Annotated in this window: 32 protein-coding genes; all 32 read right to left on the minus strand. The window is 53.4% G+C overall.

The genetic code is table 11. From position 1 onward, the window contains the following. Positions 1-18: 18 nt before the first annotated feature. On the minus strand, positions 19-1,335 hold the full coding sequence (secY, locus tag CC94_RS0103345) for a preprotein translocase subunit SecY (protein ID WP_005373929.1): 1,317 nt from the start codon (positions 1,333-1,335) through the stop codon (positions 19-21). Positions 1,336-1,341: 6 nt separating this feature from the next. Beyond that, the gene (gene rplO, locus CC94_RS0103350) at positions 1,342-1,776 is read right to left on the minus strand and encodes a 50S ribosomal protein L15 (protein WP_005373931.1); all 435 of its coding nucleotides are present in this window, start codon (positions 1,774-1,776) and stop codon (positions 1,342-1,344) included. Then, positions 1,776-1,961, minus strand: coding sequence for a 50S ribosomal protein L30 (gene rpmD, locus CC94_RS0103355; protein WP_005373933.1), 186 nt, complete (start codon positions 1,959-1,961; stop codon positions 1,776-1,778). The genes rplO and rpmD overlap by 1 nt, the downstream gene beginning before the upstream one ends. Before the next feature lie 3 nt (positions 1,962-1,964). Further along, entirely contained in the window at positions 1,965-2,474 is a 510-nt protein-coding gene (gene rpsE, locus CC94_RS0103360) for a 30S ribosomal protein S5 (protein WP_005373935.1), read from the minus strand. A 9-nt stretch (positions 2,475-2,483) separates the two neighbouring features. Then, on the minus strand, positions 2,484-2,837 hold the full coding sequence (gene rplR / locus CC94_RS0103365) for a 50S ribosomal protein L18 (protein WP_005373937.1): 354 nt from the start codon (positions 2,835-2,837) through the stop codon (positions 2,484-2,486). Positions 2,838-2,846: 9 nt separating this feature from the next. Next, complete coding sequence (gene rplF / locus CC94_RS0103370) at positions 2,847-3,380, minus strand: 50S ribosomal protein L6 (protein ID WP_005373939.1); 534 nt, start codon at positions 3,378-3,380, stop codon at positions 2,847-2,849. Between the two features lie 12 nt (positions 3,381-3,392). After that, entirely contained in the window at positions 3,393-3,788 is a 396-nt protein-coding gene (rpsH, locus tag CC94_RS0103375) for a 30S ribosomal protein S8 (protein ID WP_005373941.1), read from the minus strand. Positions 3,789-3,817: 29 nt separating this feature from the next. Beyond that, positions 3,818-4,123: a 30S ribosomal protein S14 gene (gene rpsN / locus CC94_RS0103380; protein WP_005373943.1), complete on the minus strand. Its 306-nt coding sequence runs from the start codon at positions 4,121-4,123 to the stop codon at positions 3,818-3,820. 12 nt (positions 4,124-4,135) lie between these two features. Continuing rightward, entirely contained in the window at positions 4,136-4,675 is a 540-nt protein-coding gene (rplE, locus tag CC94_RS0103385; RefSeq protein WP_005373944.1) for a 50S ribosomal protein L5, read from the minus strand. 11 nt (positions 4,676-4,686) lie between these two features. Beyond that, the gene (gene rplX, locus CC94_RS0103390) at positions 4,687-5,004 is read right to left on the minus strand and encodes a 50S ribosomal protein L24 (RefSeq protein WP_005373946.1); all 318 of its coding nucleotides are present in this window, start codon (positions 5,002-5,004) and stop codon (positions 4,687-4,689) included. Positions 5,005-5,018: 14 nt separating this feature from the next. Next, the gene (gene rplN / locus CC94_RS0103395; protein WP_005373948.1) at positions 5,019-5,387 is read right to left on the minus strand and encodes a 50S ribosomal protein L14; all 369 of its coding nucleotides are present in this window, start codon (positions 5,385-5,387) and stop codon (positions 5,019-5,021) included. A 38-nt stretch (positions 5,388-5,425) separates the two neighbouring features. Then, on the minus strand, positions 5,426-5,689 hold the full coding sequence (rpsQ, locus tag CC94_RS0103400) for a 30S ribosomal protein S17 (protein ID WP_005373950.1): 264 nt from the start codon (positions 5,687-5,689) through the stop codon (positions 5,426-5,428). A 2-nt stretch (positions 5,690-5,691) separates the two neighbouring features. Continuing rightward, positions 5,692-5,883: a 50S ribosomal protein L29 gene (rpmC, locus tag CC94_RS0103405; protein WP_005373951.1), complete on the minus strand. Its 192-nt coding sequence runs from the start codon at positions 5,881-5,883 to the stop codon at positions 5,692-5,694. After that, on the minus strand, positions 5,883-6,296 hold the full coding sequence (gene rplP, locus CC94_RS0103410) for a 50S ribosomal protein L16 (RefSeq protein WP_005373952.1): 414 nt from the start codon (positions 6,294-6,296) through the stop codon (positions 5,883-5,885). The genes rpmC and rplP overlap by 1 nt, the downstream gene beginning before the upstream one ends. A 19-nt stretch (positions 6,297-6,315) precedes the next feature. Continuing rightward, positions 6,316-6,987, minus strand: coding sequence for a 30S ribosomal protein S3 (gene rpsC / locus CC94_RS0103415; protein WP_005373954.1), 672 nt, complete (start codon positions 6,985-6,987; stop codon positions 6,316-6,318). 8 nt (positions 6,988-6,995) lie between these two features. Further along, on the minus strand, positions 6,996-7,331 hold the full coding sequence (rplV, locus tag CC94_RS0103420) for a 50S ribosomal protein L22 (RefSeq protein WP_005373955.1): 336 nt from the start codon (positions 7,329-7,331) through the stop codon (positions 6,996-6,998). Positions 7,332-7,338: 7 nt separating this feature from the next. Further along, on the minus strand, positions 7,339-7,611 hold the full coding sequence (gene rpsS, locus CC94_RS0103425; RefSeq protein WP_005373958.1) for a 30S ribosomal protein S19: 273 nt from the start codon (positions 7,609-7,611) through the stop codon (positions 7,339-7,341). Between the two features lie 12 nt (positions 7,612-7,623). Then, complete coding sequence (gene rplB, locus CC94_RS0103430; RefSeq protein WP_005373959.1) at positions 7,624-8,451, minus strand: 50S ribosomal protein L2; 828 nt, start codon at positions 8,449-8,451, stop codon at positions 7,624-7,626. Between the two features lie 40 nt (positions 8,452-8,491). Then, a complete protein-coding gene (gene rplW, locus CC94_RS0103435; RefSeq protein ID WP_005373961.1) occupies positions 8,492-8,791 on the minus strand; it encodes a 50S ribosomal protein L23 in 300 nt (99 codons plus the stop codon). Continuing rightward, complete coding sequence (rplD, locus tag CC94_RS0103440; RefSeq protein WP_005373962.1) at positions 8,788-9,408, minus strand: 50S ribosomal protein L4; 621 nt, start codon at positions 9,406-9,408, stop codon at positions 8,788-8,790. Before rplD ends, rplW begins: the two co-directional genes overlap by 4 nt. A gap of 3 nt (positions 9,409-9,411) precedes the next feature. Beyond that, positions 9,412-10,062 (minus strand): 50S ribosomal protein L3, encoded by a 651-nt coding sequence (gene rplC / locus CC94_RS0103445; protein WP_031429805.1) that lies wholly within the window; start codon positions 10,060-10,062, stop codon positions 9,412-9,414. Between the two features lie 19 nt (positions 10,063-10,081). Beyond that, a complete protein-coding gene (gene rpsJ, locus CC94_RS0103450; protein WP_005373966.1) occupies positions 10,082-10,393 on the minus strand; it encodes a 30S ribosomal protein S10 in 312 nt (103 codons plus the stop codon). 6 nt (positions 10,394-10,399) lie between these two features. Next, positions 10,400-11,590 (minus strand): elongation factor Tu, encoded by a 1,191-nt coding sequence (gene tuf / locus CC94_RS0103455; RefSeq protein ID WP_005373968.1) that lies wholly within the window; start codon positions 11,588-11,590, stop codon positions 10,400-10,402. 26 nt (positions 11,591-11,616) lie between these two features. Then, positions 11,617-13,719 carry an elongation factor G gene (gene fusA / locus CC94_RS0103460; protein WP_031429810.1) on the minus strand — a complete coding sequence of 701 codons (2,103 nt, stop codon included), beginning with the start codon at positions 13,717-13,719 and terminating at the stop codon, positions 11,617-11,619. 27 nt (positions 13,720-13,746) lie between these two features. Further along, on the minus strand, positions 13,747-14,217 hold the full coding sequence (gene rpsG / locus CC94_RS0103465; RefSeq protein ID WP_005373974.1) for a 30S ribosomal protein S7: 471 nt from the start codon (positions 14,215-14,217) through the stop codon (positions 13,747-13,749). A gap of 14 nt (positions 14,218-14,231) precedes the next feature. Next, positions 14,232-14,609: a 30S ribosomal protein S12 gene (gene rpsL, locus CC94_RS0103470; RefSeq protein ID WP_005373976.1), complete on the minus strand. Its 378-nt coding sequence runs from the start codon at positions 14,607-14,609 to the stop codon at positions 14,232-14,234. Between the two features lie 189 nt (positions 14,610-14,798). Beyond that, positions 14,799-19,004, minus strand: coding sequence for a DNA-directed RNA polymerase subunit beta' (gene rpoC, locus CC94_RS0103475; protein ID WP_342633114.1), 4,206 nt, complete (start codon positions 19,002-19,004; stop codon positions 14,799-14,801). Between the two features lie 80 nt (positions 19,005-19,084). Further along, complete coding sequence (rpoB, locus tag CC94_RS0103480) at positions 19,085-23,161, minus strand: DNA-directed RNA polymerase subunit beta (RefSeq protein ID WP_005373980.1); 4,077 nt, start codon at positions 23,159-23,161, stop codon at positions 19,085-19,087. A gap of 127 nt (positions 23,162-23,288) precedes the next feature. Continuing rightward, entirely contained in the window at positions 23,289-23,663 is a 375-nt protein-coding gene (rplL, locus tag CC94_RS0103485) for a 50S ribosomal protein L7/L12 (RefSeq protein ID WP_005373982.1), read from the minus strand. 44 nt (positions 23,664-23,707) lie between these two features. Then, positions 23,708-24,202, minus strand: a complete 495-nt coding sequence (rplJ, locus tag CC94_RS0103490) for a 50S ribosomal protein L10 (RefSeq protein ID WP_005373986.1) — start codon at positions 24,200-24,202, stop codon at positions 23,708-23,710. 193 nt (positions 24,203-24,395) lie between these two features. Continuing rightward, positions 24,396-25,091 (minus strand): 50S ribosomal protein L1, encoded by a 696-nt coding sequence (gene rplA, locus CC94_RS0103495; protein WP_005373987.1) that lies wholly within the window; start codon positions 25,089-25,091, stop codon positions 24,396-24,398. Continuing rightward, complete coding sequence (gene rplK / locus CC94_RS0103500) at positions 25,091-25,522, minus strand: 50S ribosomal protein L11 (RefSeq protein WP_005373988.1); 432 nt, start codon at positions 25,520-25,522, stop codon at positions 25,091-25,093. Before rplK ends, rplA begins: the two co-directional genes overlap by 1 nt. Between the last annotated feature and the right edge of the window lie 88 nt (positions 25,523-25,610).

Here is a 25,610-nt window from a genome sequence, read left to right on the forward strand (position 1 = left end):
TTGGAAACTGAATTGAATTTATTTTTTCAGATTGGCTTTCTTCATCAGGCCTTCATACTGATGAGACATGATATGAGTTTGCATTTGCGAAATGAAATCCATAACCACGACCACGATAATTAAAAGTGATGTACCGCCAAAATAAAAAGGTACGTTCCAATAAAGAATCAAGAACTCAGGCAACAAACAGACTAGCGTGATATAGAATGCACCGATCAATGTCAGCCGGGTCATTACCTTGTCGATATAAGCGCTTGTTTGGATGCCAGGCCGAATGCCCGGCAAAAAGGCGCCTGATTTTTTCAAATTTTCGGCGGTTTCTTTTGAGTTGAATACCAGGGCGGTATAGAAAAAGCAAAAGAAAATAATCGCGGCCGCATAAAACATCACATACACCGGCTGTCCGGGAGACAACATCGTCGCGACATCGCGCAGCCAGGTCAAACCCTCACTGTTACCGAACCAGTTCGCAACGGTCGCCGGAAACAGAATGATGCTCGATGCAAAAATCGGGGGAATGACACCCGCCATGTTCAACTTCAAAGGCAAAAAGCTGTTTTGCCCGGCATACATTTTGCGTCCTTGCTGTCTTTTCGGATAGTTGATGAGAATCCGGCGCTGCCCTCTTTCGACGAAAACGACGATCGCGGTCACCGCTATCGTAATCAGAAACAGCAGAATGATGAACGCCCCATTCATTTCGCCGGTTCTAGCCAGCTCGAGAGTTCCACCCACCGCTTTCGGCAAACCGGAAACGATACCGGCGAAGATGATCATCGAAATACCGTTGCCGATACCGCGCTCGGTGACTTGCTCGCCAAGCCACATCAGAAAGATCGTACCGGTCACCAGGGTAATCGTGGTGATCGCGATAAAGCCAATACCTGGATTGATGACTACCGAAAGCCCGCCGGCGGTCTGGTTCTGCAACGCAACCGAAATACCGATGGCCTGAAACGAGGCCAAGGCTACCGTCCCGTAACGGGTATACTGCGAAATTTTGCGTCGGCCGGTTTCGCCTTCCTTCTTCATCTGCTCGACCGCAGGAATGATGATCGTCATCATCTGCATGATGATCGAGGCCGAGATATAAGGCATGATGCCAAGAGCGAACAGGCTTAATCGCATCAACGCACCGCCCGAGAACATGTTGAACATGTCCAGGATCGAGCCGCTCTGTTGTTCGAACATGATCTGCAGCGCTTTCGGATCAATGCCCGGCACCGGGATGTGCGAACCGACCCGATACACGAAAAATGCACCCAAAACGAACAAAAGCCGGGATTTCAGCTCAGACAGTCCGCCGGGTTTATTGGCTGATTCGTCTCTTGACATACGAGTTTATTCCTCTGCTTTGCCGCCGGCTGCCTGGATGGAAGCCAGCGCACCGCCCGTCACTTTCAAGCCCTTGAGGGTCACTGCACGGGATATTTCGCCCGACTTGATTACCTTCACGGTTTTGGTGAAAACAGGAACGATGTTACTGTCGATCAAGGTTTGTACGTCAATCACGTCAGCCTGCAAACCGTTCAACTCGTTGAGACGAACTTGGGCCGTAAACATCGCTTTACGCGATTTAAACCCGATCTTCGGCAAACGGCGCTGCAAAGGCATCTGACCGCCTTCGAAACCAACTTTATGAAAGCCGCCGGCTCTGGCTTTTTGACCTTTATGGCCGCGGCCGCAGGTTTTACCCAGGGTCGAGCCGATGCCGCGACCGACGCGCTTGGCTTTCTTGCGCGAACCCGGGCTCGCTTGAATGGAATTCAAAAACATTACCGCTCCTCGACTTTCAACATGTAAGCGATTTTCTTGATCATGCCACGGTTTTCGGGCGTATTCAGCACTTCAACCGTCTGGTTGATTCTGCTTAAACCTAAACCTTTCAGACATGCCTGGTGATTTGGCAAACGACCGTGTTTGCTTTTGATCATCGTGACGCTGAGTTTATTGCTGGTCATCGTTTATTGCCCCAAAATCTGTTCGATCGTCAAACCACGCTTCGCGGCAATATGATTCGGATTGTGCATCGAGGTCAATCCGTTGATCGTCGCCCTGACCACATTGATCGGATTGCTGGTGCCAATGCATTTCGCCAATACGTTGTGAATCCCGACGACTTCGAAAACTGCGCGCATTGCGCCACCCGCGATGATACCGGTACCTTCGGAAGCTGGCTGCATGAAAACTTTCGCGGCGCCGGTCGTATTCACGATCGGGTATTGCAGGGTGTCGCCCTTCAACGGAACCTTACGCATGTTTTTGCGCGCTTGTTCCAACGATTTTTGAATTGCGATCGGCACTTCGCGCGCTTTGCTGACGCCGTAACCAACGCGGCCTTCGCCGTCGCCGACCACCGTCAATGCGGTGAAGCCGAAAACACGTCCGCCTTTAACAACTTTTGCCACCCGTCTAACCGCGACGAGTTTTTCCTGCAGACCGTCAGTGCTGCCTTGTGTAGGTGCTGCTGCCATTGTAATCCCCTAAAATTTCAAACCGGCTTCGCGCGCAGCTTCTGCAAGCGCCTTCACACGGCCGTGATATTTAAAACCCGAACGATCGAACGCCACTTCGGTAATGCCGGCGGCCAACGCACGCTCGGCAATCACTTTGCCGACTTCGGCAGCGGCTTTGATATTGCCGGTGTAGCCGACCGCCGCCTTGATCGCCGCTTGATTGGTCGACGCGCTGGCCAAAGTGCTGTTACCGTCGCCGCTGATGATCTGGGCGTAGATATGCTGTGATGTTTTATGAACCGACAGACGGGTCGTACCCAGTCTCTTGATTTTGCTGCGCAATTTCAATGCGCGCTTCATACGACTATTCTTCTTTTCCATCACGCTACCTTACTTCTTCTTAGCTTCTTTACGGGCGACATTTTCATCCGCATAGCGAACGCCTTTACCTTTATAAGGCTCTGGCGGACGAAACGCTCTGATCTTCGCAGCCACCTCACCAACCAGTTGCTTGTCGGTGCCTTTGACCACGATATCGGTTTGACTTGGGGTTTCCACGGTAATGCCCGCAGGCACTTCAAAGTCGACCGGATGCGAGAAACCCAGCGCCAGGTTCAAGACACTGCCTTTCGCCTGCGCTCTGTAACCGACGCCGACCAAGGTCAGCTTCCTCTCATAGCCTACAGATACGCCCGTCACCATATTGCTGATGAGCGCACGGGCGGTGCCCGCTTGTGCAGTCGCTGCCTTGTCGTCTTTGTTCCATTCCATTTGGATGGTTTTATCGACAAAGTTGAAGCCGATCGCGGAATTAAATTGATAAGACAACTGACCTTTGCTTCCTTTGACGGTCAGGTTGTTGCCATCGAGTTTGACGTCCACGCCCTGTGGAATCGTCACTGGGGCTTTTGCAATTCTTGACATATCACGCCTATATTAGCAAACGGTACAAATCACTTCACCGCCATGTCCAATTGCACGAGCAGCTCGATCGGTCATTACACCATTGGATGTTGATACAATAGCAATACCCAAACCGCCAAGCACTTTTGGCAGTTCATCTTTCGACTTATAAATGCGCAAACCGGGTCTGCTAACTCTTTTGATGCTTTCGATTACAGGGGCGCCCCGGTAATATTTCAACACGATTGTCATCTCGGTGTGATTGCCGACGGTTTCGGTGCTGTAATCGGAAATATAGCCTTCTTCCTTCAAGACCTTCGCGATCGCGACTTTCAGCTTGGAAGAGGGTTGTTTAACTATTTTTTTGCCAGCTGCTTGACCGTTTCTGATCCGGGTCAGCATATCTGCAATAGGGTCTGTCATACTCATTTTCAATCTCCAAACATGATCCGGCAGAGTTACCAGCTGGCCTTGACCAGACCGGGTACGTCGCCGCGCATCGTGGCCTCTCTCAGCTTGTTGCGGCTGAGACCAAACTTACGGTAATAACCATGCGGGCGGCCCGTCAAATTGCACCGGTTGCGCACCCGAGAGAAGCTGGAGTCTCTTGGCAGTTTTTGCAGTTGCAGCTGGGCCGCTTCTTTTTCTTCGAACGTTGAATTCGGGTTTCTGATCGTCTCTTTCAAAGACTTGCGTTTTGCGCCGTATTTTTGCGCCAACTTTTTACGCTTGTCTTCGCGCGCTATCATTGACTTCTTCGCCATACCAATATCGCCTTAATTCTTAAATGGAAAATTGAACTGTTTGAGCAGCGCCAGACCTTCTTCATTGGTCCTGGCGGTGGTCGTAATGGTAATGTCCATACCGCGCAACATATCGATCTTGTCATAATCGATTTCAGGGAAGATGATTTGCTCCTTCACCCCCATCGAATAATTGCCACGGCCGTCGAAGCTCTTAGAGTTCAAGCCTCTGAAGTCGCGGATACGCGGGATTGCGATATTGATCAAACGATCCAGGAACTCATACATTCTGTCGCTGCGCAAAGTGACCTTGCAGCCGATCGGCATATCGTCACGGATCTTGAAGCCCGCGATCGACTTTCTGGCCAAGGTGATCACCGGTTTCTGACCGGAGATTTTTTCCATATCGGCAACCGCTGCCTGCAGAATTTTCTTGTCTGCAATCGCTTCGCCGACACCCATGTTCAAGGTGATTTTGGTAATACGGGGCGCCTGCATGATCGACTTGTAGCCGAATTGCTGCATCAGTGCAGGCAAAATTCTTTCTTTATATTCTGTCTGTAGTCTGGCCATGATATTACACCTTACGCATCAACAACTTCGTTCGTGGACTTGAAATATCTGACTTTCTTGCCATTATCCAGAAGTTTGATTCCGACACGTTCCGCTTTTTTAGTAGCAGGGTTATAAAGTCCGATATTGGAGATGTGGATCGGCATGTCTTTCGTGATAATGCCGCCCGTCACGCCCGCATTCGGATTTGGCCGTTGACTCTTTTTAACTTGATTGATGCCTTCAACCAGGACCTTATCATCTTTCAAAATTTTGCTTACGCGACCGGTTTTGCCTTTGTCTTTACCGGTACGAACGATCACTTCGTCGCCTTTTTTAATTTTTTGCATCGTCAAACCCTACCTTATAACACTTCAGGAGCGAGTGAGATGATCTTCATGAATTTCTCACCGCGGAGCTCACGGGTAACCGGCCCGAAGATACGGGTGCCCAGTGGCTGCAAGTTATTGTTCAGGATGACGGCGGCATTGTCGTCGAAGCGAATGACCGAACCATCGGATCTGCGCACGCCTTTGCAGGTGCGAACGACCAGGGCGTTGTAAACCTCGCCTTTTTTTACTCTCCCGCGCGGGATCGCATCTTTAATACTGACTTTGATGATATCGCCAATATTCGCATAGCGCCGGTGCGAACCGCCGAGTACTTTGATACACATGACCTTTTTTGCGCCGCTGTTGTCGGCGACCTCAAGGTTAGTTTGCATCTGAATCATGATAAATTCCCAGTTTTCTCAAATAAGGTTCGTGCTAATTATTTGTTAGCACTTTCTAAAACTTCTACCAGTTTGAAGGTTTTGTGTCTTGACAACGGACGGCATGAGGTAATCGAAACAACGTCGCCTTCCTGGCACACGTTGTTTTCGTCATGCGCCATCATCTTGGTCGATCTTTTGACGTACTTGCCGTAAACAGGATGCTTTACAACCCGCTCCACTAGAACGGTAATAGTTTTATCCATCTTGTTGCTGACGACGCGTCCGGTGATCGTCCGAACTTTGGTTTGATTTTCGCTCATACTTATGCGCCTTTCTTTTCGTTCAAAACGGTCTGAATCCGGGCCATTTCACGGCGAACCCGTTTCACTTCGGAAGGCTTGGACAATTGACCGGTACTTTTTTGCATTCTCAAATTAAAACGCTCGCGCGCCAAATCGAGCAGTAACGAATTCAGTTCGTCTTGGGTTTTTTGGCGTAATTCTGTGGCTTTCATTACATTATCGTCCGCGCGGTAAACAGTGTTTTCAATGGCAATTTTGCCGCCGCCAGGGTAAACGCTTCCCGTGCCAGTTCTTCACTCACACCTTGGATTTCGTAAAGCATCATGCCGGGTCTGACTTGAGCAACCCAGTATTCTACACTACCTTTACCTTTTCCCATACGAACTTCTAAAGGTTTTTTCGTAATCGGCTTGTCAGGGAAAACCCGGATCCAGATTTTTCCGCCCCGTTTGACGTGACGAGTAATCGCTCGGCGGCCGGCCTCAATCTGGCGCGCGGTCAAACGGCCGCGAGTAATCGATTTTAAGCCGAAGTCGCCAAAACTGACGGATGAACCCCGCACAGCCACTCCGTTGTTTCTGCCTTTGTGCTGTTTACGAAATTTTGTTCTTTTTGGTTGAAGCATGTCTCTGTTCCTTCAACGATTATTTTTTGGTTTCAGAATTAAGCGCGGCCTGATGCGCATCCATGTCGAATACTTCACCCTTGAAGATCCAGACTTTGATGCCGATCACGCCATAAGTGGTTTTCGCTTCCGCAGTCGCGTAATCGATATCTGCACGCAGCGTATGCAGAGGCACACGGCCTTCGCGGTACCATTCGCTGCGCGCGATTTCAGCACCGTTCAGACGACCGCCGACGTTGATCTTGATGCCTTCTGCACCCAGACGCATCGTGTTGGTCACTGCTCGCTTCATGGCGCGGCGGTACATGATGCGCTTTTCGAGCTGTTGAGCGACACCTTCCGCAACCAGTTGCGCGTCGAGCTCAGGCTTTCTGATTTCTTCAACGTTGACCTGGACGGGAATCCCCATCATCTTCGAAACTTCCTGCTTCAAGATTTCGATATCTTCACCTTTCTTGCCGATCACGATACCCGGACGCGCGGTGTGAATCGTGATATGGGCATTGTTGGCCGGCCGATTGATTTGAATCCGGCTCACCGATGCATGCGCCAGTTTCTTTTTGATGTAGTCTCTGACCTGCAAATCCTGATGCAGGAAGACCGAATAATCCTGGTTGTTCGCATACCATCTGGAATTCCAGTCTTTCACGATGCCCAGGCGAATGCCTACTGGATGTACTTTTTGACCCATTGTTACCCCTATGCCTTCTCTGCGACTTTAACTGTGATATGGCAAGTCCGCTTCAGGATATGGTTTGCACGTCCTTTGGCTCTTGCCTTAAATCTTTTCAAGGTCGCCCCTTCATCAACATAAACGGTAGACACTTTTAACTCGTCGATATCGGCGCTATCATTGTTTTCAGCATTCGCGATCGCGGACTCGAGCACTTTTTTCATGATCGCCGCGCCTTTCTTGGAGCTGAATTTCAACACGTTCAAGGCCTGATCCACCGGCAGTCCGCGGATTTGATCCCCAACCAGCCGGGCTTTCTGCGCCGACAAAGGCGCATTACTTAATTTTGCACTAGTTTCCATCTCTCACCTATTTGGATTTCTTGTCGGCCACATGGCCTTTGTATGTTCGAGTTGGGGCAAATTCGCCAAGCTTGTGGCCGATCATATTCTCGGAAACGAGTACCGGAACATGAAGGCGTCCATTATGGACCGCAATGGTTAAACCCAACATTTCGGGTACTATCATCGATCTTCTGGACCAGGTTTTAATTGGTTTCCGATTATTGCTGCTTACCGCATCTTCCACCTTTTTGATAAGGTGGTGATCAACAAAAGGACCTTTCTTAATTGAACGTGGCACGCTAATTCCTCACTATTTTTGCTTACGGCGTCTGACGATCATGTTGTCAGTCCGCTTGTTTTTTCTAGTCTTGTAGCCCTTGGTCGGCATACCCCATGGCGAAACCGGATGTCTGCCGCCGGAAGTACGGCCTTCGCCGCCGCCGTGCGGGTGATCAACCGGGTTCATGACCACACCGCGAACGGTCGGTCTGACACCGCGCCAGCGGGTTGCGCCGGCTTTACCGAGAGACGCCAGATTATGCTCCGAATTGGACACTTCGCCAATCACCGCGCGGCAATCCGCCAGTACTTTACGCATTTCGCCGGAACGCAGCCTCAAAGTGGCATGCGCGCCTTCGCGCGCCACCAATTGCGCCGATGTGCCCGCGCTTCTGGCCAACTGCGCACCTTTACCCGGCTTCAACTCGACGCAGTGTACGGTGGTGCCCAGAGGAATGTTGCGCAGCGGCATACAGTTGCCCGGCTTGACCGGCACGGTTTCGGAAGACAGCACTTCCTGGCCGACCGACAGGCCCTTAGGAGCAATGATATAGCGGCGCTCGCCGTCTTTGAACAAGACCAGAGCGATATTCGCGGTACGGTTAGGATCGTACTCGAGGCGCTCGACAACGGCCGGAATGTCGGTTTTATTTCTTTTAAAATCAATAATACGGTAGTGCTGCTTGTGACCACCGCCGACATGACGTGTTGTGATACGCCCTTGGTTGTTACGACCTCCCGTTTTGCTGTTTTTATCCAGCAATGGTGCATACGGCTTGCCTTTATGCAGATCGTCTGATTTGATCCGTACGACAAACCGTGAACCTGGTGATGTCGGTTTTGACTTTACAATCGCCATGTTAACTACCGTTTCCTAATTGATCTTTGTATCTGTTGAATTAAGCCGCGGAAAAATCGATGTCGTGGCCGGGTTTCAGCTTGACATAGGCCTTTTTCCAATCCGATTTTTTACCCAAGGTACGGCCGAAACGTTTTTGCTTGCCCTGCACATTCAGGACATTGACGTTGTCGACTTCGACATTGAACATTAGCTCCACCGCATCCTTGATTTGCTTTTTGGTGGCTTGCTTCAGGACTTTGAATACAATAATCTTGTTTACTTCGGCCTGCAGCGTGCTCTTTTCGGAAATGACCGGCGCGCGAATGACCGTCGTTAAATAATTTTGATGCGTACTCATGCTAAGTGCTCCTCGATTTTTTTCAGCGCACCTGAAGTCGCAATGACCTTTTCAGCCGACACCAGCAGCACCGGGTTCAGATTGTTCGCTTCAACGACTTCAATGTAAGGCACATTGCGAGAAGCCAGCGCCAGATTTTGATCGACCGAATCGACCACGATCAGAATACGGCGTGCGTCCAGCCCTTTCAGCTTGGCCACAAAATCCTTCGTCTTCGGCGAAGTCGGCAAAATGTCGTTCGCCACGACCAAGCGATCTTGTCTAAGCAATTCGGACAGGATCGAGCGGATGCCGGCGCGGAACATTTTCTTGTTCAACTTCTGCTCGTAGTTGCGGGGTCTTGCCGCAAACGCCACACCACCGGTACGCCAGATCGGGCTGCGGGTCGATCCCGAACGCGCCCGGCCGGTGCCTTTTTGTCGCCATGGCTTCATACCGCCGCCGCTCACTTCGGAGCGGGTCTTTTGCGCCTTGGTACCGGCTCTTTTGGCTGCCAGAAAGCGTGTGACGATCTGGTGGATCAACGTTTCGTTATAATCCCGACCAAAAACGGCCTCGTTGACTTCGACCTTGCCGGCCGTGTCTTGATCATTCAATGCAGGTACTTGCAAACCCATAACTTAACCTTTATTTTTCATTTTCGAGGCGGGCCTGATCACGACATCACCGCCCTTCGCGCCTGGCACAGCGCCCTTAACCAGAATCAAACGCCTTTCGGCATCGACCGCATGGACGGTCAGATTTTGCACGGTCGTCTTGACCGCACCCAGATGACCCGCCATCTTCTTGCCCTTAAAAACGCGGCCTGGCGTCTGGTTCATGCCGACCGAGCCGTGCACCCGGTGCGACACCGAGTTACCGTGGGTCGCATCCTGCATATGAAAGTTGTGGCGCTTGATCGCCCCGGCAAAACCTTTACCGATGCTGGTTCCCTGAACGTCCACGATTTGACCCGCGGAAAAAATATCCAAAGACAGTTCAGAACCGACAGAAATGCCTTCGCCTTCGCCGTCTTCGAGCCTGAATTCCCAAAGACCGCGACCCGCCGTCACATTGGCCGCCGCAAAATGACCGGCCATTGCTTTATTGACTCGTGATGATTTCACGTCGCCCACAGTCACCTGAACAGCGCGATAACCATCGTTTTCGATACCTTTAACCTGAGTGACCCGATTGGAGTCGATCTGCAGTACGGTTACCGGCACAGACGAGCCATCTTCGCAAAAAACCCTGGTCATACCGCACTTACGACCTATAAGACCTATTGACATCTGCCAATTCCTCTATCTTTTAATTCAACTTAATTTGAACATCCACGCCTGCGGCAAGATCCAGTTTCATCAATGCATCAACGGTCTTGTCGGTAGGCTCTACAATGTCCAGCAATCTTTTATAGGTTCTTAATTCGTATTGATCCCGGGCATCTTTATTGACATGCGGCGAGATCAAAATCGTGAACCGTTCTTTTTTAGTAGGCAACGGAATCGGCCCTTTGACTTGCGCACCGGTTCTTCTTGCAGTTTCTACTATTTCACCAGCCGATTGATCGATCAATTTGTGATCAAATGATTTCAAACGGATTCTGATTGTTTGATTTGACATTGTTTATTACTCGATAATAGAAGCCACAACGCCCGCACCAACGGTACGGCCGCCTTCGCGAATCGCAAACCGCAACCCTTCGTCCATCGCGATCGGCGAGATCAGGGTGATTTCGACGGCGATGTTGTCGCCCGGCATCACCATTTCGGTGCCTTCCGGCAGCTTGACCGCGCCGGTCACGTCGGTGGTCCGGAAATAGAACTGTGGCCGGTAGCCATCGAAGAAGGGGGTATGACGGCCGCCTTCTTCCTTCGATAACACGTAGATTTCCGCCTTGAACTGTTTGTGCGGCTTGATCGTGCCTTTTTGCGCCAACACCTGGCCGCGCTCCACATCATCGCGCTTGGTGCCGCGCAGCAGGATGCCGACGTTGTCGCCCGCCTGGCCTTGATCCAACAGCTTGCGGAACATTTCCACGCCGGTGCAGGTGGTGGTTTGGGTCGGACGGATGCCGACGATTTCCACTTCCTGACCGACCTTGATGATACCGCGCTCGACCCGGCCGGTGACGACCGTACCGCGACCCGAGATCGAGAACACGTCTTCGATCGGCATCAGGAAGGCACCGTCCACGGCGCGCTCCGGTAGCGGGATATAGCTATCCAGGGCGTCGACCAGTTTGATGATGGCGGGCACGCCCACTTCGCTTTGGTCGCCTTCCAGGGCCTTCAAGGCCGATCCGACGATGATCGGGGTGTCGTCGCCCGGGAATTCGTACAGGTCCAGCAGCTCGCGGATTTCCATTTCAACCAAGTCGATCAGCTCGGCATCGTCCACCATGTCCGCCTTGTTCAGGAACACCACGATGTAGGGCACGCCGACCTGGCGGGACAACAGGATGTGCTCGCGGGTTTGCGGCATTGGGCCGTCGGCCGCCGAGACCACCAGGATCGCGCCGTCCATCTGCGCCGCACCGGTAATCATGTTCTTCACGTAGTCCGCATGGCCCGGGCAGTCCACATGCGCATAGTGCCGGGCTGCCGATTGGTACTCCACGTGCGAGGTGGCGATCGTGATCCCCCGCGCCCGCTCTTCCGGCGCATTGTCGATCTGGTCGAACGCTTTGACTTCGCCGCCTTGCAGTTCCGCCATGACTTTGGTCAATGCCGCGGTCAAGGTCGTCTTGCCGTGGTCGACGTGTCCGATCGTGCCGACGTTTACGTGTGGCTTGCTACGGGAAAATTTCTCTTTGGCCATGTGTCAATACCCTATTCTTTTAATATTCAAAATAATGAAGATTTTTTAATAATCGCATCCGCAATACTTGCCGGCGCCTCAGTGTACTTTTCAAATTGCATCGTATATGTCGCCCGTCCCTGAGTCGCCGACCGTAAATCGGTCGCATAACCAAACATTTCGGCAAGCGGCACTTCACAGCTGATTGCCTTGCCTGACGGCGTATCTTCCATGCCATGGATCACACCGCGCCGCCGGTTGATATCGCCGACCACATCGCCCATATAATCTTCGGGCGTGATCACTTCCACTTTCATGATCGGCTCAAGCAAGACCGGATCCGCCTTTCTCGCGCCTTCACGGAAACACATCGAACCGGCGATTTTAAACGCCATTTCGCTCGAATCGACATCGTGGTAGGAACCGTCAAACAAGGTCACCTTGACATCAAGAACCGGGTAGCCGGCCAACACACCACTTTTCAATTGCTCCTGCACGCCTTTATCGACCGCAGGAATGTATTCTTTCGGGACTATGCCACCGACAATGCCGTTCACGAACTGATAACCTTCACCCGGCTCCTGCGGCTCGATTCGCAGCCAGACATGACCGTATTGACCGCGCCCTCCGGACTGCCTGACGAACTTGCCTTCCTGCTCGACCCTTTTCCGTATCGTTTCGCGATAGGCCACTTGCGGCGCGCCGACATTCGCTTCAACATTAAACTCTCTGCGCATCCGGTCGACGATAATTTCCAGATGCAGCTCACCCATTCCCGAAATGATGATCTGCCCCGTTTCCTCATCCGTTCTGACGCGGAAGGAAGGATCCTCCTGGGCAAGTTTGCCGAGCGCAATGCCCATCTTTTCCTGGTCGGCCTTTGTTCTCGGTTCTACCGCCACGGAAATGACCGGCTCAGGGAAATCCATCCGCTCCAGCACGATTTTATGATCCTGATCGCACAAAGTGTCGCCAGTCGTAACATCTTTTAAGCCGATCGCAGCGGCAATGTCGCCCGCACGAACTTCCTTGATTTCTTCGCGGCTGTTCGCATGCATCTGCACCAACCGACCAATCCGTTCTCTGCGTCTTTTAACCGAGTTATAGACACTGTCGCCGGAATTCAGCACCCCGGAATACACTCTAAAAAACGTCAAAGCGCCGACAAAGGGGTCGGTCGCGATTTTGAAAGCCAAGGCGGCAAATGGAGCCTCATCGCTCGAGGGTCGCTCCGCTTCGGTTTCTTCGTCTTCCAGATGACCTTTAATTGCCACCACATCGGTTGGCGCCGGAAGGTATTCGATTACCGCATCCAGCATGGCCTGCACGCCTTTATTTTTAAAGGCGGATCCACAGAACGCCGGCATCAGCTTATTGGCTATCGTCTGCTGACGGATGCCCTGCTTGATTTCCTCATTCGTGAGCGTTTCTTCGAGCAGATACTTTTCCAGCAACTCTTCGCTGGCTTCGGCAGCGGCCTCGACCATATGCTCGCGCCACGTTTTACACTCTTCCAGCATATCGGGCGGGATGTCCCTCTCTTGGAAGGTCATCCCCATATTGCCTTCGTCCCAGTAGATCGCCTTCATCTTGATCAGATCGACCACGCCTTCGAAGCGGTCTTCAGCGCCGATCGGCAGTTGCATGGGCACAGCCAGACCTCCCAGCCTCGACTTGATCTGTTCGATCACCCGCAAGAAATTCGCTCCCGAGCGATCCATTTTGTTAACGAATACCAAGCGGGGGACATGATATTTATTCGCCTGTCGCCAAACCGTCTCCGACTGAGGCTCGACCCCGCCTACCGCACAAAAAACCGCACAGGCTCCGTCCAAAACCCTGAGCGAACGTTCGACCTCAATCGTGAAATCGACATGGCCAGGCGTATCAATAATATTGATACGGTGCTGCGGATACTGCTTTTTCATTCCGGACCAAAAGCAGGTCGTCGCCGCAGAGGTGATCGTAATCCCCCGCTCCTGCTCCTGCGCCATCCAGTCCATCGTCGCAGCCCCGTCATGCACCTCGCCTATCTTATGCGATACGCCGGTGTAATAGAGAATCCGTTCGGTAACCGTGGTTTTCCCTGCATCAATGTGAGCCATGATACCGATATTACGGTATCGCTCTATCGGAGTCTTGCGAGCCACGGCTAAATTACGATCTGCAGTAATCGATTACCAACGATAATGCGAGAATGCCTTGTTCGCTTCCGCCATGCGGTGCGTATCTTCCCGCTTCTTCGCTGCAGCGCCGCGGTTTTCGTAGGCATCCAGCAATTCGCCCGCCAATTTGGCCGGCATGTTCTTTTCATTTCTTTTACGCGACGCGTCGATCAACCAGCGCATCGCCAATGCCACGCGGCGAGAGGGGCGTACTTCGACAGGCACCTGATAGGTCGCACCACCCACGCGGCGCGATTTCACTTCTACGCGGGGCTGTACATTTTCAAGCGCCTTAGACAAAACTTCCAGAGGTTCGCCATGGCCTTTGCTTTCGATCACATCCAGAGCGCCGTAAACGATGCCTTCCGCAATGGATTTCTTGCCGCTTTCCATGATCATGTTCATGAACTTGCTCAGCATCACGCTGCCGTAACGCGGATCCGGAATGATTTCTCTTTTGGTAGCAACTCTTCTTCTAGACATAGCTTATCAACCTGTTATTTGCCTTTTGGCCGTTTGGTTCCGTACTTGGAGCGACCGCATTTTCTGTTATTGACGCCAGAAGTATCGAGACTGCCGCGCACGACGTGATAACGCACACCTGGCAAGTCCTTGACCCGGCCACCTCTAATCAAAACCACGGAGTGCTCTTGCAAGTTGTGGCCTTCGCCGCCGATGTAGCTACTGACTTCAGCGCCGTTGGTCAACCTAACCCGAGCCACTTTACGCAGCGCCGAATTCGGTTTCTTAGGTGTAGTGGTATAAACACGCGTGCAAACCCCCCGACGCTGCGGACAGGCTTCCAATGCAGGAACATTGGTTTTTTCGATTTTCTTGGCACGTGGCTTACGGACCAATTGGTTGATCGTGGCCATTTTTCTAATTACTCCGATATCAATTAACTGCCAGATTATAAAAAAATAACCGCCTGGCTTTAGCGGGCCGGCGGTTATCGGTTTTTTCGACCTGACCAATCACGTTAGTTCATGTTAGCCGTTTATGATACTGACAAAGTTTAGCCAGGTCAAGACGAATTTACATTAAAATGTAATTTAACTCGGTACTTACAGATTCAGCGCCTGTTTGAGAGCCTCTTCCACATCGCTCGCATCGACTGCCGATGCCGCTTCGGATTCGACTACCTGGTACTGGGCAGCACGATTCTTTCGATTTTCGTGATAAGCCAGACCGGTTCCGGCCGGAATCAACCGACCCACGATCACGTTTTCTTTCAAACCTTGCAGACTGTCGCTCAAACCGCGAACCGCCGCATCGGTCAATACGCGCGTCGTTTCCTGGAACGAGGCGGCCGAAATGAACGATTCGGTTGCCAATGAAGCCTTAGTGATGCCCAACAAGACCGGCTCGAAACTAGCCGGAATCTTGCCTTCGGTTTCCATCCGATCATTCTCTTCACGTAGCGCGGCACGCTCGACTTGATCGCCTTTCAGGAAGGAGGTATCACCGGAAGCGGTAATCTCGACTTTTCTCAGCATCTGGCGAATGATGGCTTCGATGTGTTTGTCGTTGATTTTTACCCCTTGCAGACGGTAAACGTCCTGAATTTCCTTGACCAGATAATTCGCCAGCTCTTCAACACCGCGCAGACGCAGAATGTCGTGCGGGGTCAATTCGCCTTCGGCGATCGTTTCACCCTTTTCGACATATTCGCCCTCGAATACGGTGATATGGCGCCACTTCGGAATCAGGGTTTCCACCTGTTCGCCGGCCGCATCGGTAATGATCACGCGCTGTTTGCCTTTGGTTTCCTTGCCGAAAGACACGGTTCCGCTCGTTTCGGCCAGGATCGCCGGATCCTTGGTCTTGCGGGCCTCGAACAAGTCCGCAACGCGCGGCAGACCGCCGGTAATGTCACGGGTTTTCGAAGATTCCTGCGGAATTCTGGCCAACACGTCGCCGACCTTCACCTCACCGCCGTCTTTGATGCCGACGATCGCGCCGGCCGGCAGAAAGTACTGCGCGGGAATTTCGGTTCCCGGCAAGAAGATCGCTTCGTCGGCGGCACCGATCAGCTTAACCATCGGACGCAATTCCTTGCCCGCACTGCCGCGCTGCTTCGGATCGGTAACCACCAACGAGCTCAGACCGGTCACTTCGTCCGAGATTTTTTGAACGGTGACACCTTCGTTGAAATGCTCCAGTTTGACGACACCGTCTACTTCGGTAATGACCGGGTGCGTATGCGGATCCCAGGTGACGATGATGTCGCCCGTGTTCACGCGGCCGCCTTCCTGCACCGACAGCACCGAACCGTAGGGAATCTTGTAGCGCTCCCGCTCACGGCCGTAATCGTCGACCACGCCGACTTCACCCGAGCGAGAAACCGCCACTAGATTGCCCTCGCGATTCAAGACCGATTTCAGGTTGCTCAAACGGACCGTACCGGACGATTTGACCTGTACGTTGCTGATCGCCGCCGACCGGGAAGCCGCACCGCCGATGTGGAAAGTCCGCATCGTCAACTGCGTACCGGGTTCGCCGATCGACTGCGCCGCGATCACGCCGACCGCTTCGCCGATATTGACCAGATGGCCGCGGCCCAGGTCGCGTCCGTAGCAGGCCGCGCAGACGCCATAACGGCTTTCGCAGGTAATGATCGAACGCACCAGTACCTGGTCGATGCTCTGCTCTTCGAGCACGCTGACCCAATATTCGTTCAACAGCGTACCGGCCGGAACGACAACTTTTTCGCCGCTCGCCTCCATCACGTCTTTTGCCGCGACACGACCCAGCACACGCTCGGACAGCGGTTCCACCACATCGCCACCTTCGATGATCGGCATCATGATCAAACCGTTTTCGGTACCGCAATCCTCACCGGTAATGACCAGATCCTGAGCCACATCGACCAGCCGCCGGGTCAGGTAACCCGAATTCGCGGTTTTCAGCGCGGTATCGGCCAGACCCTTCCGGGCACCGTGAGTCGAGATGAAGTATTGCAATACGTCCAGACCTTCACGGAAGTTTGCGGTGATCGGTGTTTCGATGATCGAACCGTCCGGCTTCGCCATCAACCCCCGCATCCCCGCCAGCTGGCGAATCTGCGCCGCGGAACCCCGGGCGCCCGATTCGGCCATCATGAAGATCGAATTGAACGATTTCTGCTTGACCATTTCGCCATCGGCATTCATCACGCTCTCTTCGCCGAGACCGTCCATCATCACCTTCGCGACCTGATCGTTCGCATGGGACCAGATGTCGACAACCTTGTTATAGCGCTCGCCGTCGGTCACCAAACCGGATGCGTACTGGCTTTGAATCTCGCTGACTTCCGCTTCGGCAGACGTGATGATATCGACTTTCTTTGCCGGAATCGCCATGTCTTCGACGCCGAACGACACGCCGGCGATCGTCGCGTAACGGAAACCGAGATACATCAGCTGGTCCGCCAGGATAACCGTATCCTTGTTGCCGAGGTAGCGGTAGCAGTAGTTGATCAGGCGCGAGATGTTCTTTTTGGTCATGTCGCAGTTGACCAATTCGAACGGCATCAGCTCGGGCACGATGTCCCAGATCAGTGCGCGGCCGACCGTGGTTTCGACGCGATGAGTCTTTTCGATGATCTCTCCGTTTTCGGCTTTGGTTCTTTCAGTGATCCGCAGTTGAATCTTCGACTGCAGTTCCACCGTTTTTTCCATCAGTGCTTTTTGTACTTCACCGACACTGACGAAGATGCCGCCTTCGCCTTTCGCATTGACTTTTTGCCGGCTGATGTAATACAGCCCCAACACCACGTCCTGAGACGGATTGATGACCGGCTCGCCGTTCGCGGGCGAGAGGATATTGTTGGTCGCCATCATCAGCGTTCTGGCTTCGAGCTGCGCTTCGAGCGACAGCGGGATGTGCACCGCCATCTGGTCGCCGTCGAAATCCGCGTTGAACGCACTACATACCAAAGGATGCAGCTGAATCGCCTTACCTTCGATCAGAATCGGCTCGAACGCCTGAATACCCAGACGGTGCAGAGTCGGCGCACGGTTCAGCAGGATCGGATGCTCGCGGATCACTTCCTCTAAAATATCCCACACCTCGGCGCCTTCGCGCTCGACCATCTTCTTGGCCGCCTTGATCGTGGTCGCATGGCCGCGGAACTGCAGCTTGCTGAAAATAAAAGGTTTGAACAATTCCAGCGCCATTTTTTTCGGCAGACCGCACTGATGCAGGCGCAAGGTCGGACCGACCACGATTACCGACCGGCCGGAATAGTCGACCCGCTTCCCGAGCAGGTTTTGCCGGAAACGCCCCTGCTTGCCCTTGATCATGTCGGCCAGGGATTTCAAAGGACGCCGGTTGGTGCCGGTAATCGCCCGGCCGCGGCGGCCGTTATCGAGCAAGGCATCGACCGATTCCTGCAGCATCCGCTTTTCGTTGCGCACGATGATGTCCGGCGCATTCAGATCCAGTAGGCGGTTCAAACGGTTGTTCCGGTTGATCACGCGGCGGTACAGATCGTTCAGATCGGATGTCGCGAAACGGCCTCCGTCGAGCGGCACCAAGGGGCGCAGCTCCGGCGGCAATACCGGCAGCACTTTCAGGATCATCCATTCCGGCCGGTTGCGTGAACTCAGCAGGGAATCGATCACCTTGAGGCGCTTCGAATATTTCTTGATCTTGGTCTCGGAATTGGTCGAATTGATTTCCTCGCGCAACACATTGACCTCTTCCTTCAGGTCGATTGCCTTGAGCAAGTCGTAAATCGCCTCGGCGCCCATTTTCGCAACGAAATCGTCACCGTGCAGCTCGACCGCGTCGAGATATTCGTCGTCGGTCAACAATTGACCCTTGTTCAACGGCGTCAAGCCCGGATCCAACACCACGAAGGATTCGAAATACAGGACGCGCTCGATCTCGCGGAGCGTCATGTCGAGCAGCAGCGCAATCCGCGACGGCAGCGATTTCAGGAACCAGATGTGCGCAACAGGACTTGCCAGCTCGATGTGACCCATCCGCTCGCGGCGGACTTTCGACAGCGTGACTTCGACGCCGCATTTCTCGCAGATGACGCCACGGTGCTTCAGGCGCTTGTATTTCCCGCACAAACATTCGTAGTCGCTGACCGGTCCGAAGATCTTCGCGCAGAACAGGCCGTCGCGCTCCGGCTTGAAGGTGCGGTAGTTGATCGTTTCAGGTTTTTTGACTTCTCCATAGGACCAGGCACGGATCATGTCGGGAGATGCCAAGCCAATCCGGATACCGTCGAAATCTTCGGCCCGGCCTTGACGCTTCAAAAAATTCATTAAATCTTTCAAGAGTTTATCCTCTTTAAATTTAAATAAGTCCCGGACGCAGGGTTCCGGGACAGGCTACCGGTTATATGCCAAGCTGGCGTTTAATCGCGTTCCAATTCGATATTGACCGCCAATGAACGGATTTCCTTGATCAATACGTTGAACGATTCCGGCATGCCGGCATCCATCTTGTGGTCGCCGTCGACGATATTCTTGTACATCCGGGTCCGGCCGGTCACGTCGTCGGACTTGACCGTCAGCATTTCCTGCAAGGTATAAGCCGCGCCGTAAGCTTCGAGTGCCCAGACTTCCATTTCCCCGAAACGCTGGCCGCCGAACTGGGCTTTGCCGCCCAGCGGCTGTTGCGTAACCAGGCTGTAGGGACCGGTCGATCTCGCATGCATCTTGTCGTCGACCAGGTGGTTCAGTTTCAGCATGTACATGTAGCCGACTGTGACTTCGCGCTCGAACGCTTCCCCTGTCAGGCCGTCGTACAACACGGTCTGCCCGTGTTCCGGCAGATCCGCCAGCCTGAGCATGGTACGAATGTCTTCCTCGGTCGCACCGTCGAAGACCGGCGTCGCCATCGGCACGCCGCCGACCAGATTTTGCGCCAATTCCAGGATCTCTTTATCCGAGAAGGAGCCCAGATTTTCTTTCCGGCCGCTCGAATTATAAATCTTGTCCAGATACTCGCGAATCTCGTTGATCTTGGCTCTCGCTTCGAGCATCTTGCCGATCTTGATGCCAAGCCCTTTCGCGGCCCAGCCCAAGTGGGTTTCGAGCACCTGGCCGACGTTCATCCGCGACGGTACGCCGAGAGGGTTCAACACGATGTCGACCGGATTGCCGTCGGCGGTATAAGGCATATCCTCGACCGGACGAATCATCGAGATAACCCCTTTGTTTCCGTGCCGGCCCGCCATCTTGTCGCCCGGCTGGATGCGCCGCTTGACCGCCAGATACACCTTGACCATTTTCAATACACCGGGCGGCAGATCGTCGCCCATCGTGATTTTCCTGCGCTTGTTTTCGAATTTTTCATCGAATGCCTTGCGCTGCTGCTCGATTTGTTCGGCTGCCGCTTCGATCTGCACGTTGATGTCTTCGTCTTTCATCCGGATCTTCAGCCAGTCCGAATGTTTCAATCCGGCCAGATAATCCGCGGTCACTTCGCTGCCGGCCTTCAAATGCCCAGGGCCCGATTGAGCGAGCTTGCCGGTAATCGCCTTGGCGATCCGCGCATAGATGTCGCCTTCCAGAATTTTCAGCTGGTCATCCAAGTCCTTCCGGTAACGCTTGATTTCGGCGTCTTCGATCTCCAGCGCACGCTTGTCTTTCTTGACGCCGTCGCGGGTAAAGACTTGCACGTCGATCACGGTGCCTTCGATGCTGCTCGGCACACGCAACGAGGTATCCTTCACATCCGCCGCCTTCTCGCCGAAAATCGCGCGCAGCAATTTTTCTTCCGGCGTCAGTTGGGTTTCACCCTTCGGCGTCACTTTACCGACCAGAATGTCGCCCGGCTTCACTTCGGCGCCGACATAGACGATTCCGGATTCATCTAATTTTGACAACGCTTCTTCACTGACGTTCGGAATATCGGCAGTAATTTCTTCAGGGCTGTGCTTGGTATCGCGTGCGACACAGGTCTTTTCTTCGATGTGAATCGTGGTGAAGCGATCCTCCTTCACGACACGTTCGGAAACCAGGATCGAATCTTCGAAGTTATAGCCATTCCACGGCATGAACGCGACCAGCATGTTCTGGCCAAGCGCCAATTCGCCCAAATCGGTCGACGGACCGTCAGCCAGGATGTCTCCTTTTTTGACGATGTCCCCCGGTTTGACCAGCGGCTTCTGGTTGATGCAGGTATTCTGGTTCGAGCGCGTATATTTGGTCAGATTGTAAATATCGACACCCGGCGCACCGGTTTCGGTTTCGGTGTCGTTCACACGCACCACGATTCTGGCCGCATCGATCGCTTCGATGCTGCCGCCGCGCGTCGCCACCACCGCAACACCGGAGTCTTTCGCGACGGTCCGTTCCATGCCGGTGCCGACCAGCGGTTTTTCCGCGCGCAACGTCGGCACGGCCTGGCGCTGCATGTTCGATCCCATTAACGCGCGGTTCGCGTCGTCGTGTTCGAGGAACGGAATGATCGAGGCCGCGACCGAAACGATCTGTTTCGAGGACACGTCCATATACTGCACGGTGTCGGACATCGCCAGCGTAAATTCGTCCTTGTGACGGCAGGATACCAAACCTTCGATCAGCTTGCCGTTTTCGTCGACCGGAACACTCGCCTGCGCGATCACGTATTCGCCTTCCTCGATCGCGGACAGATAGTCGACCTGGTCGGTGACCTTGCCGTCCACCACCTTACGGTAAGGCGTTTCCAGGAAGCCATATTCGTTGGTCCGGGCATAGACCGACAACGAGTTGATCAACCCGATATTCGGACCTTCCGGCGTTTCGATCGGACAAACCCGGCCGTAGTGCGTGGTATGCACGTCGCGCACCTCGAAACCCGCACGCTCGCGCGCCAGACCGCCGGGACCCAGCGCCGATACCCGGCGCTTGTGGGTCACCTGCGACAGCGGATTGTTCTGATCCATAAACTGCGACAGCTGGCTCGATCCGAAGAATTCCTTGACCGCCGCCGAAACCGGTTTCGCATTGATGATTTCCTGCGGCATCAGGCCTTCGGAATCAGCCAGGGTCAAGCGTTCCTTGACCGCGCGCTCGACGCGCACCAAGCCGACGCGGAACTGGTTCTCGATCATTTCGCCGACCGACCGCACGCGCCGGTTGCCCAAATGGTCGATGTCGTCGACATTGCCGTTGCCGTTCCGGATATCGATCAGTTCTTTCAGGACATCGATGATGTCTTCCTTGCTCAGCGTGCCGGGACCGGTGATTTCGGTCCGGCCCAGACGGCGGTTGAATTTCATCCGGCCGACTGTCGACAAATCGTAGCGTTCGTCGGTAAAAAACAGATTCTGGAACAGGTTTTCAGCCGATTCTTTGGTCGGCGGCTCGCCGGGACGCATCATCCGGTAAATTTCGACCAATGCCTCCATCTGGTTGGTCGTAACGTCCAGGCGCATTGCGTTCGAAATATACGGACCTCTGTCCAGGTCATTCACGAACAAGGTGTCGATCTCGCTGATGCCGTGCTCGATGAAGCGCTCAATCGCGGCCAGCGTCAGCTCGTCGTTGACGCTGGCCAGCAATTCACCGGTCGAGTGGTCGATAATATTGCTGGCAAGAATCTTGCCGACCAGATAGTCTTTCGGTACCGCAACTTGAGTCAGCCCCGCCGCCAGCATCTGGCGGATATGCTTGCTGGTGATGCGGCGGCCTTCTTCGACGATCACCTGGTCGCCGTGCCTGATATCGAATGCCGCGATTTCGCCGCGCATTCTTTCAGGCACGACATGGAACAGCACCTGATCGGCGCTGATCGTAAATTTGTTCGTTTCGAAGAAGATCTTGATGATCTCTTCGTTATCCATACCCAGCGCTCTGAGCAGAATCGTCGCCGGGATTTTTCGACGGCGGTCGATACGCACGTACACGCAATCCTTGTGGTCGAACTCGAAGTCCAGCCAGGAGCCGCGGTAAGGAATGATGCGCGCGTTGAATAACAGCTTTCCGGACGAGTGGGTTTTACCCTTGTCGTGATCGAAGAACACGCCGGGCGAACGGTGTAATTGCGAAACGATGACTCGCTCGGTGCCGTTGATCACAAACGTCCCGTTTTCGGTCATTAAAGGAAGTTCGCCCATGTAAACTTCCTGTTCACGAATGTCCTTGACCACTTTAGCGGTTGCAGGCGCATCTTTGTCGTAAATAACCAGCCGGACCAATACTCTCAGAGGCGCCGCAAAGGTCGCGCCGCGCTGTTGGCATTCGCGGACATCGAATACAGGCTCGCCCAAGCGATAGCTGACATATTCCAGCACGGCATAGCCGGAATGGCTTTCAATCGGAAATACGCTCGAAAAAGCGGCATGGAGGCCGATATTGGCGCGTTTTTGAGGAGAAGCGCCCGATTGCAGGAAACTGGCGTATGAATTAATCTGGGTGGCTAAGAGATATGGCACGTCAAGTACTTCGGTACTTTTGCCAAAATTGTTACGGATACGCTTTTTTTCGGTAAAAGAGTAGGACATATCGATTCCAAACCTTTTCGTCATAGACTGTTTTTACTGTTTTTCGACTGGAAACAGTAAAAGGCCGGTGGTAATTCTACCACCAGCCGTACTCATTTGGCTTGCGCCGGATTTTGATCAAATGCAATTATTTGATTTCGACGGTTGCGCCTGCATCGAGCAATTGCTTCTTGAATTCTTCGGCTTCGGCTTTCGATACGCCTTCCTTCAAAGTAGTCGGTACGCCTTCTACCGCGTCTTTTGCTTCCTTCAGGCCCAAACCGGTGATACTGCGAACCGCTTTAATGACGCCAACTTTATTCTCGCCGAAACCAGTCAAGATGACATCGAATTCGGTTTGCTCTTCAACCGCTGCCGCGGCACCGCCTGCCGCCGGAGCTGCTGCCACTGCAACCGCTGCGGTCACACCGAATTTTTCTTCCATCGCTGAAATCAAATCAACGATTTCCATCACGGTCATGTTCGCAACCGCATCCAGGATGTCTTCTTTTGTTACTGCCATCTTAATATACCTCTAAAAATTTGTGTAAACGGGTGAATTCAAGCTTATGCCGCTTCTTTCTGGTCTCTGATCGCCGCCAAGGTACGTGCCAGTTTGCTGACCGGCCCTTTCATGACCGACATCAGCATCGCGATGCCTTGTTCGCGGTTCGGCAAGCTCGCCAAACGCGCCAGCTCGGACGGGCCATAGGCCTGACCGCCGATCGCCACGACTTTAGTGATTAACTTGTCATGCGTTCTGGCAAATTCGTGAATCAATCGCCCTGCCGAACCTGGATCTTCCATCGAAAATGCCAACAATAACGGACCGACAAGCCCGGATTGCATGCATTCGAATTCGGTTCCGGCGACTGCGCGTCTTGCCAGGGTGTTCTTGACCACTCGCAAATATACGCCCGTCTCTCTCGCGGTCTTACGCAATTCGGTCAGTTCCGTTACGGTCAGACCACGATATTCTGCAGCGATGGCAGAATGAGCTTTAACGGCATATTCAGCGACTTCTTCGACAACAGCTTTTTTGCCGTCTAAATTGAGTGCCACAGCCTACCTCCGGTAAGTTGCTGGATTAAGTTGCCCAGCGTGATAAAACGCATCCGTTGGGATGCACCTCACGGACCCTTTCCCCAATATGTTTAGGTTCCAGCTTCCGTCTGCGCAGGAAATTAAGTTGTTGTAACACCTGCGGTCTTTGACGGTTGCCGCTGTTACCGGCAACCCAAAGTTTATCCAGCCTCTAGATCGAAAGACTGTTTTGGTCCAGCCACAGGCCGGGACCCATCGTTGATGATAAGGTAATTTTTTTGATGTAAATGCCCTTGGATGTTGCAGGCTTGGCTTTCTTCAGGTCAGCCAGCAACGCTTCCAGGTTGCCCTGAATCGCAGCCGCATCGAAGCCGATCTTGCCGAGCGTACAATGAATGATACCGGCTTTGTCCGTACGGTAACGGACCTGACCGGATTTGGCATTTCTGACCGCGGTCGCCACATCGGGCGTCACGGTGCCGACTTTCGGATTCGGCATCAAGCCGCGCGGCCCCAGGATTTGACCGAGCTGACCGACGACACGCATTGCATCGGGGGATGCGATCACCACGTCAAAGTTCAATTCGCCTCTCTTGACCTGATCGCCCAGATCGTCCATGCCGACGATATCGGCACCTGCCGCTCTGGCTGCATCGGCGTTCGGGCCTTGCGCAAACACCGCAACACGTACGGTCTTACCGGTACCGTTAGGCAGAACGGTCGCCCCTCTGACGTTTTGGTCGGATTTACGCGGATCGACGCCCAGATTTACGCTGACATCGATCGATTCGCTGAATTTCGCGGTACCCAGCTCTTTCAACAGCGCAACCGCATCGGTAACCGAATATTGCTTGGTTCTTTCGACCTTGCTTCTGATTAATTTCGCTTTTTTAGATAACTTGGCCATTACAAACCCTCCACATTCAAGCCCATGCTGCGCGCGCTGCCGGCAATCGTTTTCACAGCCGCTTCCAGATCCGCCGCATTCAAATCTTCCATTTTGGTCTTGGCAATTTCTTCCAACTGTGCACGGGTGACGGTACCGACCTTCTTGGTGTTCGGGTTGCTGCTGCCGCTCTTGATGCCGCTGGCTTTCTTCAGCAAAATCGTGGCCGGAGGGGTTTTAGTGATGAAGGTGAAACTGCGGTCGCTGTAAACAGTGATGACAACAGGTAACGGCAGACCTTTTTCGACATCTTGAGTCTTGGCGTTGAATGCCTTGCAGAACTCCATGATGTTGACACCGCGCTGACCCAATGCCGGGCCAACCGGCGGACTCGGATTCGCCTCACCTGCTTTGACTTGCAGTTTGATGTATGCTGTAATTTTTTTAGCCATTGTTACTCCAAATTGGGTGCAAACGCATTTCTGCTCCCCCCAGACATGAAAATCCCCGTCTTATGCAGACAGGGATTCAGATAACGAC

The organism is Methylomicrobium agile, assembly GCF_000733855.1.
Taxonomy (GTDB): Bacteria; Pseudomonadota; Gammaproteobacteria; order Methylococcales; family Methylomonadaceae; genus Methylomicrobium; species Methylomicrobium agile.

Coding starts and splice junctions, on each gene's coding strand:
- rplN (WP_005373948.1), bottom strand. CDS start 5,387: ATGATTCAGATGCAAACTAACCTTGAGGTCGCCGACAACAGCGGCGCA.
- rplB (WP_005373959.1), bottom strand. CDS start 8,451: ATGGCGATTGTAAAGTCAAAACCGACATCACCAGGTTCACGGTTTGTC.
- secY (WP_005373929.1), bottom strand. CDS start 1,335: ATGTCAAGAGACGAATCAGCCAATAAACCCGGCGGACTGTCTGAGCTG.
- rpsL (WP_005373976.1), bottom strand. CDS start 14,609: ATGGCCACGATCAACCAATTGGTCCGTAAGCCACGTGCCAAGAAAATC.
- rplL (WP_005373982.1), bottom strand. CDS start 23,663: ATGGCAGTAACAAAAGAAGACATCCTGGATGCGGTTGCGAACATGACC.
- rpsG (WP_005373974.1), bottom strand. CDS start 14,217: ATGTCTAGAAGAAGAGTTGCTACCAAAAGAGAAATCATTCCGGATCCG.
- rplC (WP_031429805.1), bottom strand. CDS start 10,062: ATGTCAATAGGTCTTATAGGTCGTAAGTGCGGTATGACCAGGGTTTTT.
- rplD (WP_005373962.1), bottom strand. CDS start 9,408: ATGGGTTTGCAAGTACCTGCATTGAATGATCAAGACACGGCCGGCAAG.
- rpoB (WP_005373980.1), bottom strand. CDS start 23,161: ATGTCCTACTCTTTTACCGAAAAAAAGCGTATCCGTAACAATTTTGGC.
- rplE (WP_005373944.1), bottom strand. CDS start 4,675: ATGGCCAGACTACAGACAGAATATAAAGAAAGAATTTTGCCTGCACTG.
- rpsJ (WP_005373966.1), bottom strand. CDS start 10,393: ATGTCAAATCAAACAATCAGAATCCGTTTGAAATCATTTGATCACAAA.
- rplK (WP_005373988.1), bottom strand. CDS start 25,522: ATGGCTAAAAAAATTACAGCATACATCAAACTGCAAGTCAAAGCAGGT.
- rplX (WP_005373946.1), bottom strand. CDS start 5,004: ATGCAAAAAATTAAAAAAGGCGACGAAGTGATCGTTCGTACCGGTAAA.
- rpsE (WP_005373935.1), bottom strand. CDS start 2,474: ATGGCAGCAGCACCTACACAAGGCAGCACTGACGGTCTGCAGGAAAAA.
- rplV (WP_005373955.1), bottom strand. CDS start 7,331: ATGGAAACTAGTGCAAAATTAAGTAATGCGCCTTTGTCGGCGCAGAAA.
- rpsC (WP_005373954.1), bottom strand. CDS start 6,987: ATGGGTCAAAAAGTACATCCAGTAGGCATTCGCCTGGGCATCGTGAAA.
- rpmC (WP_005373951.1), bottom strand. CDS start 5,883: ATGAAAGCCACAGAATTACGCCAAAAAACCCAAGACGAACTGAATTCG.
- rpmD (WP_005373933.1), bottom strand. CDS start 1,961: ATGACCAGCAATAAACTCAGCGTCACGATGATCAAAAGCAAACACGGT.
- rpsN (WP_005373943.1), bottom strand. CDS start 4,123: ATGGCGAAGAAGTCAATGATAGCGCGCGAAGACAAGCGTAAAAAGTTG.
- rplW (WP_005373961.1), bottom strand. CDS start 8,791: ATGAGTACGCATCAAAATTATTTAACGACGGTCATTCGCGCGCCGGTC.
- rpsQ (WP_005373950.1), bottom strand. CDS start 5,689: ATGAGCGAAAATCAAACCAAAGTTCGGACGATCACCGGACGCGTCGTC.
- rplR (WP_005373937.1), bottom strand. CDS start 2,837: ATGGAAAAGAAGAATAGTCGTATGAAGCGCGCATTGAAATTGCGCAGC.
- rplO (WP_005373931.1), bottom strand. CDS start 1,776: ATGTTTTTGAATTCCATTCAAGCGAGCCCGGGTTCGCGCAAGAAAGCC.
- rplA (WP_005373987.1), bottom strand. CDS start 25,091: ATGGCCAAGTTATCTAAAAAAGCGAAATTAATCAGAAGCAAGGTCGAA.
- rplP (WP_005373952.1), bottom strand. CDS start 6,296: ATGCTTCAACCAAAAAGAACAAAATTTCGTAAACAGCACAAAGGCAGA.
- tuf (WP_005373968.1), bottom strand. CDS start 11,590: ATGGCCAAAGAGAAATTTTCCCGTAGCAAGCCACACGTAAACGTCGGC.
- rpsH (WP_005373941.1), bottom strand. CDS start 3,788: ATGAGTATGACAGACCCTATTGCAGATATGCTGACCCGGATCAGAAAC.
- rplF (WP_005373939.1), bottom strand. CDS start 3,380: ATGTCAAGAATTGCAAAAGCCCCAGTGACGATTCCACAGGGCGTGGAC.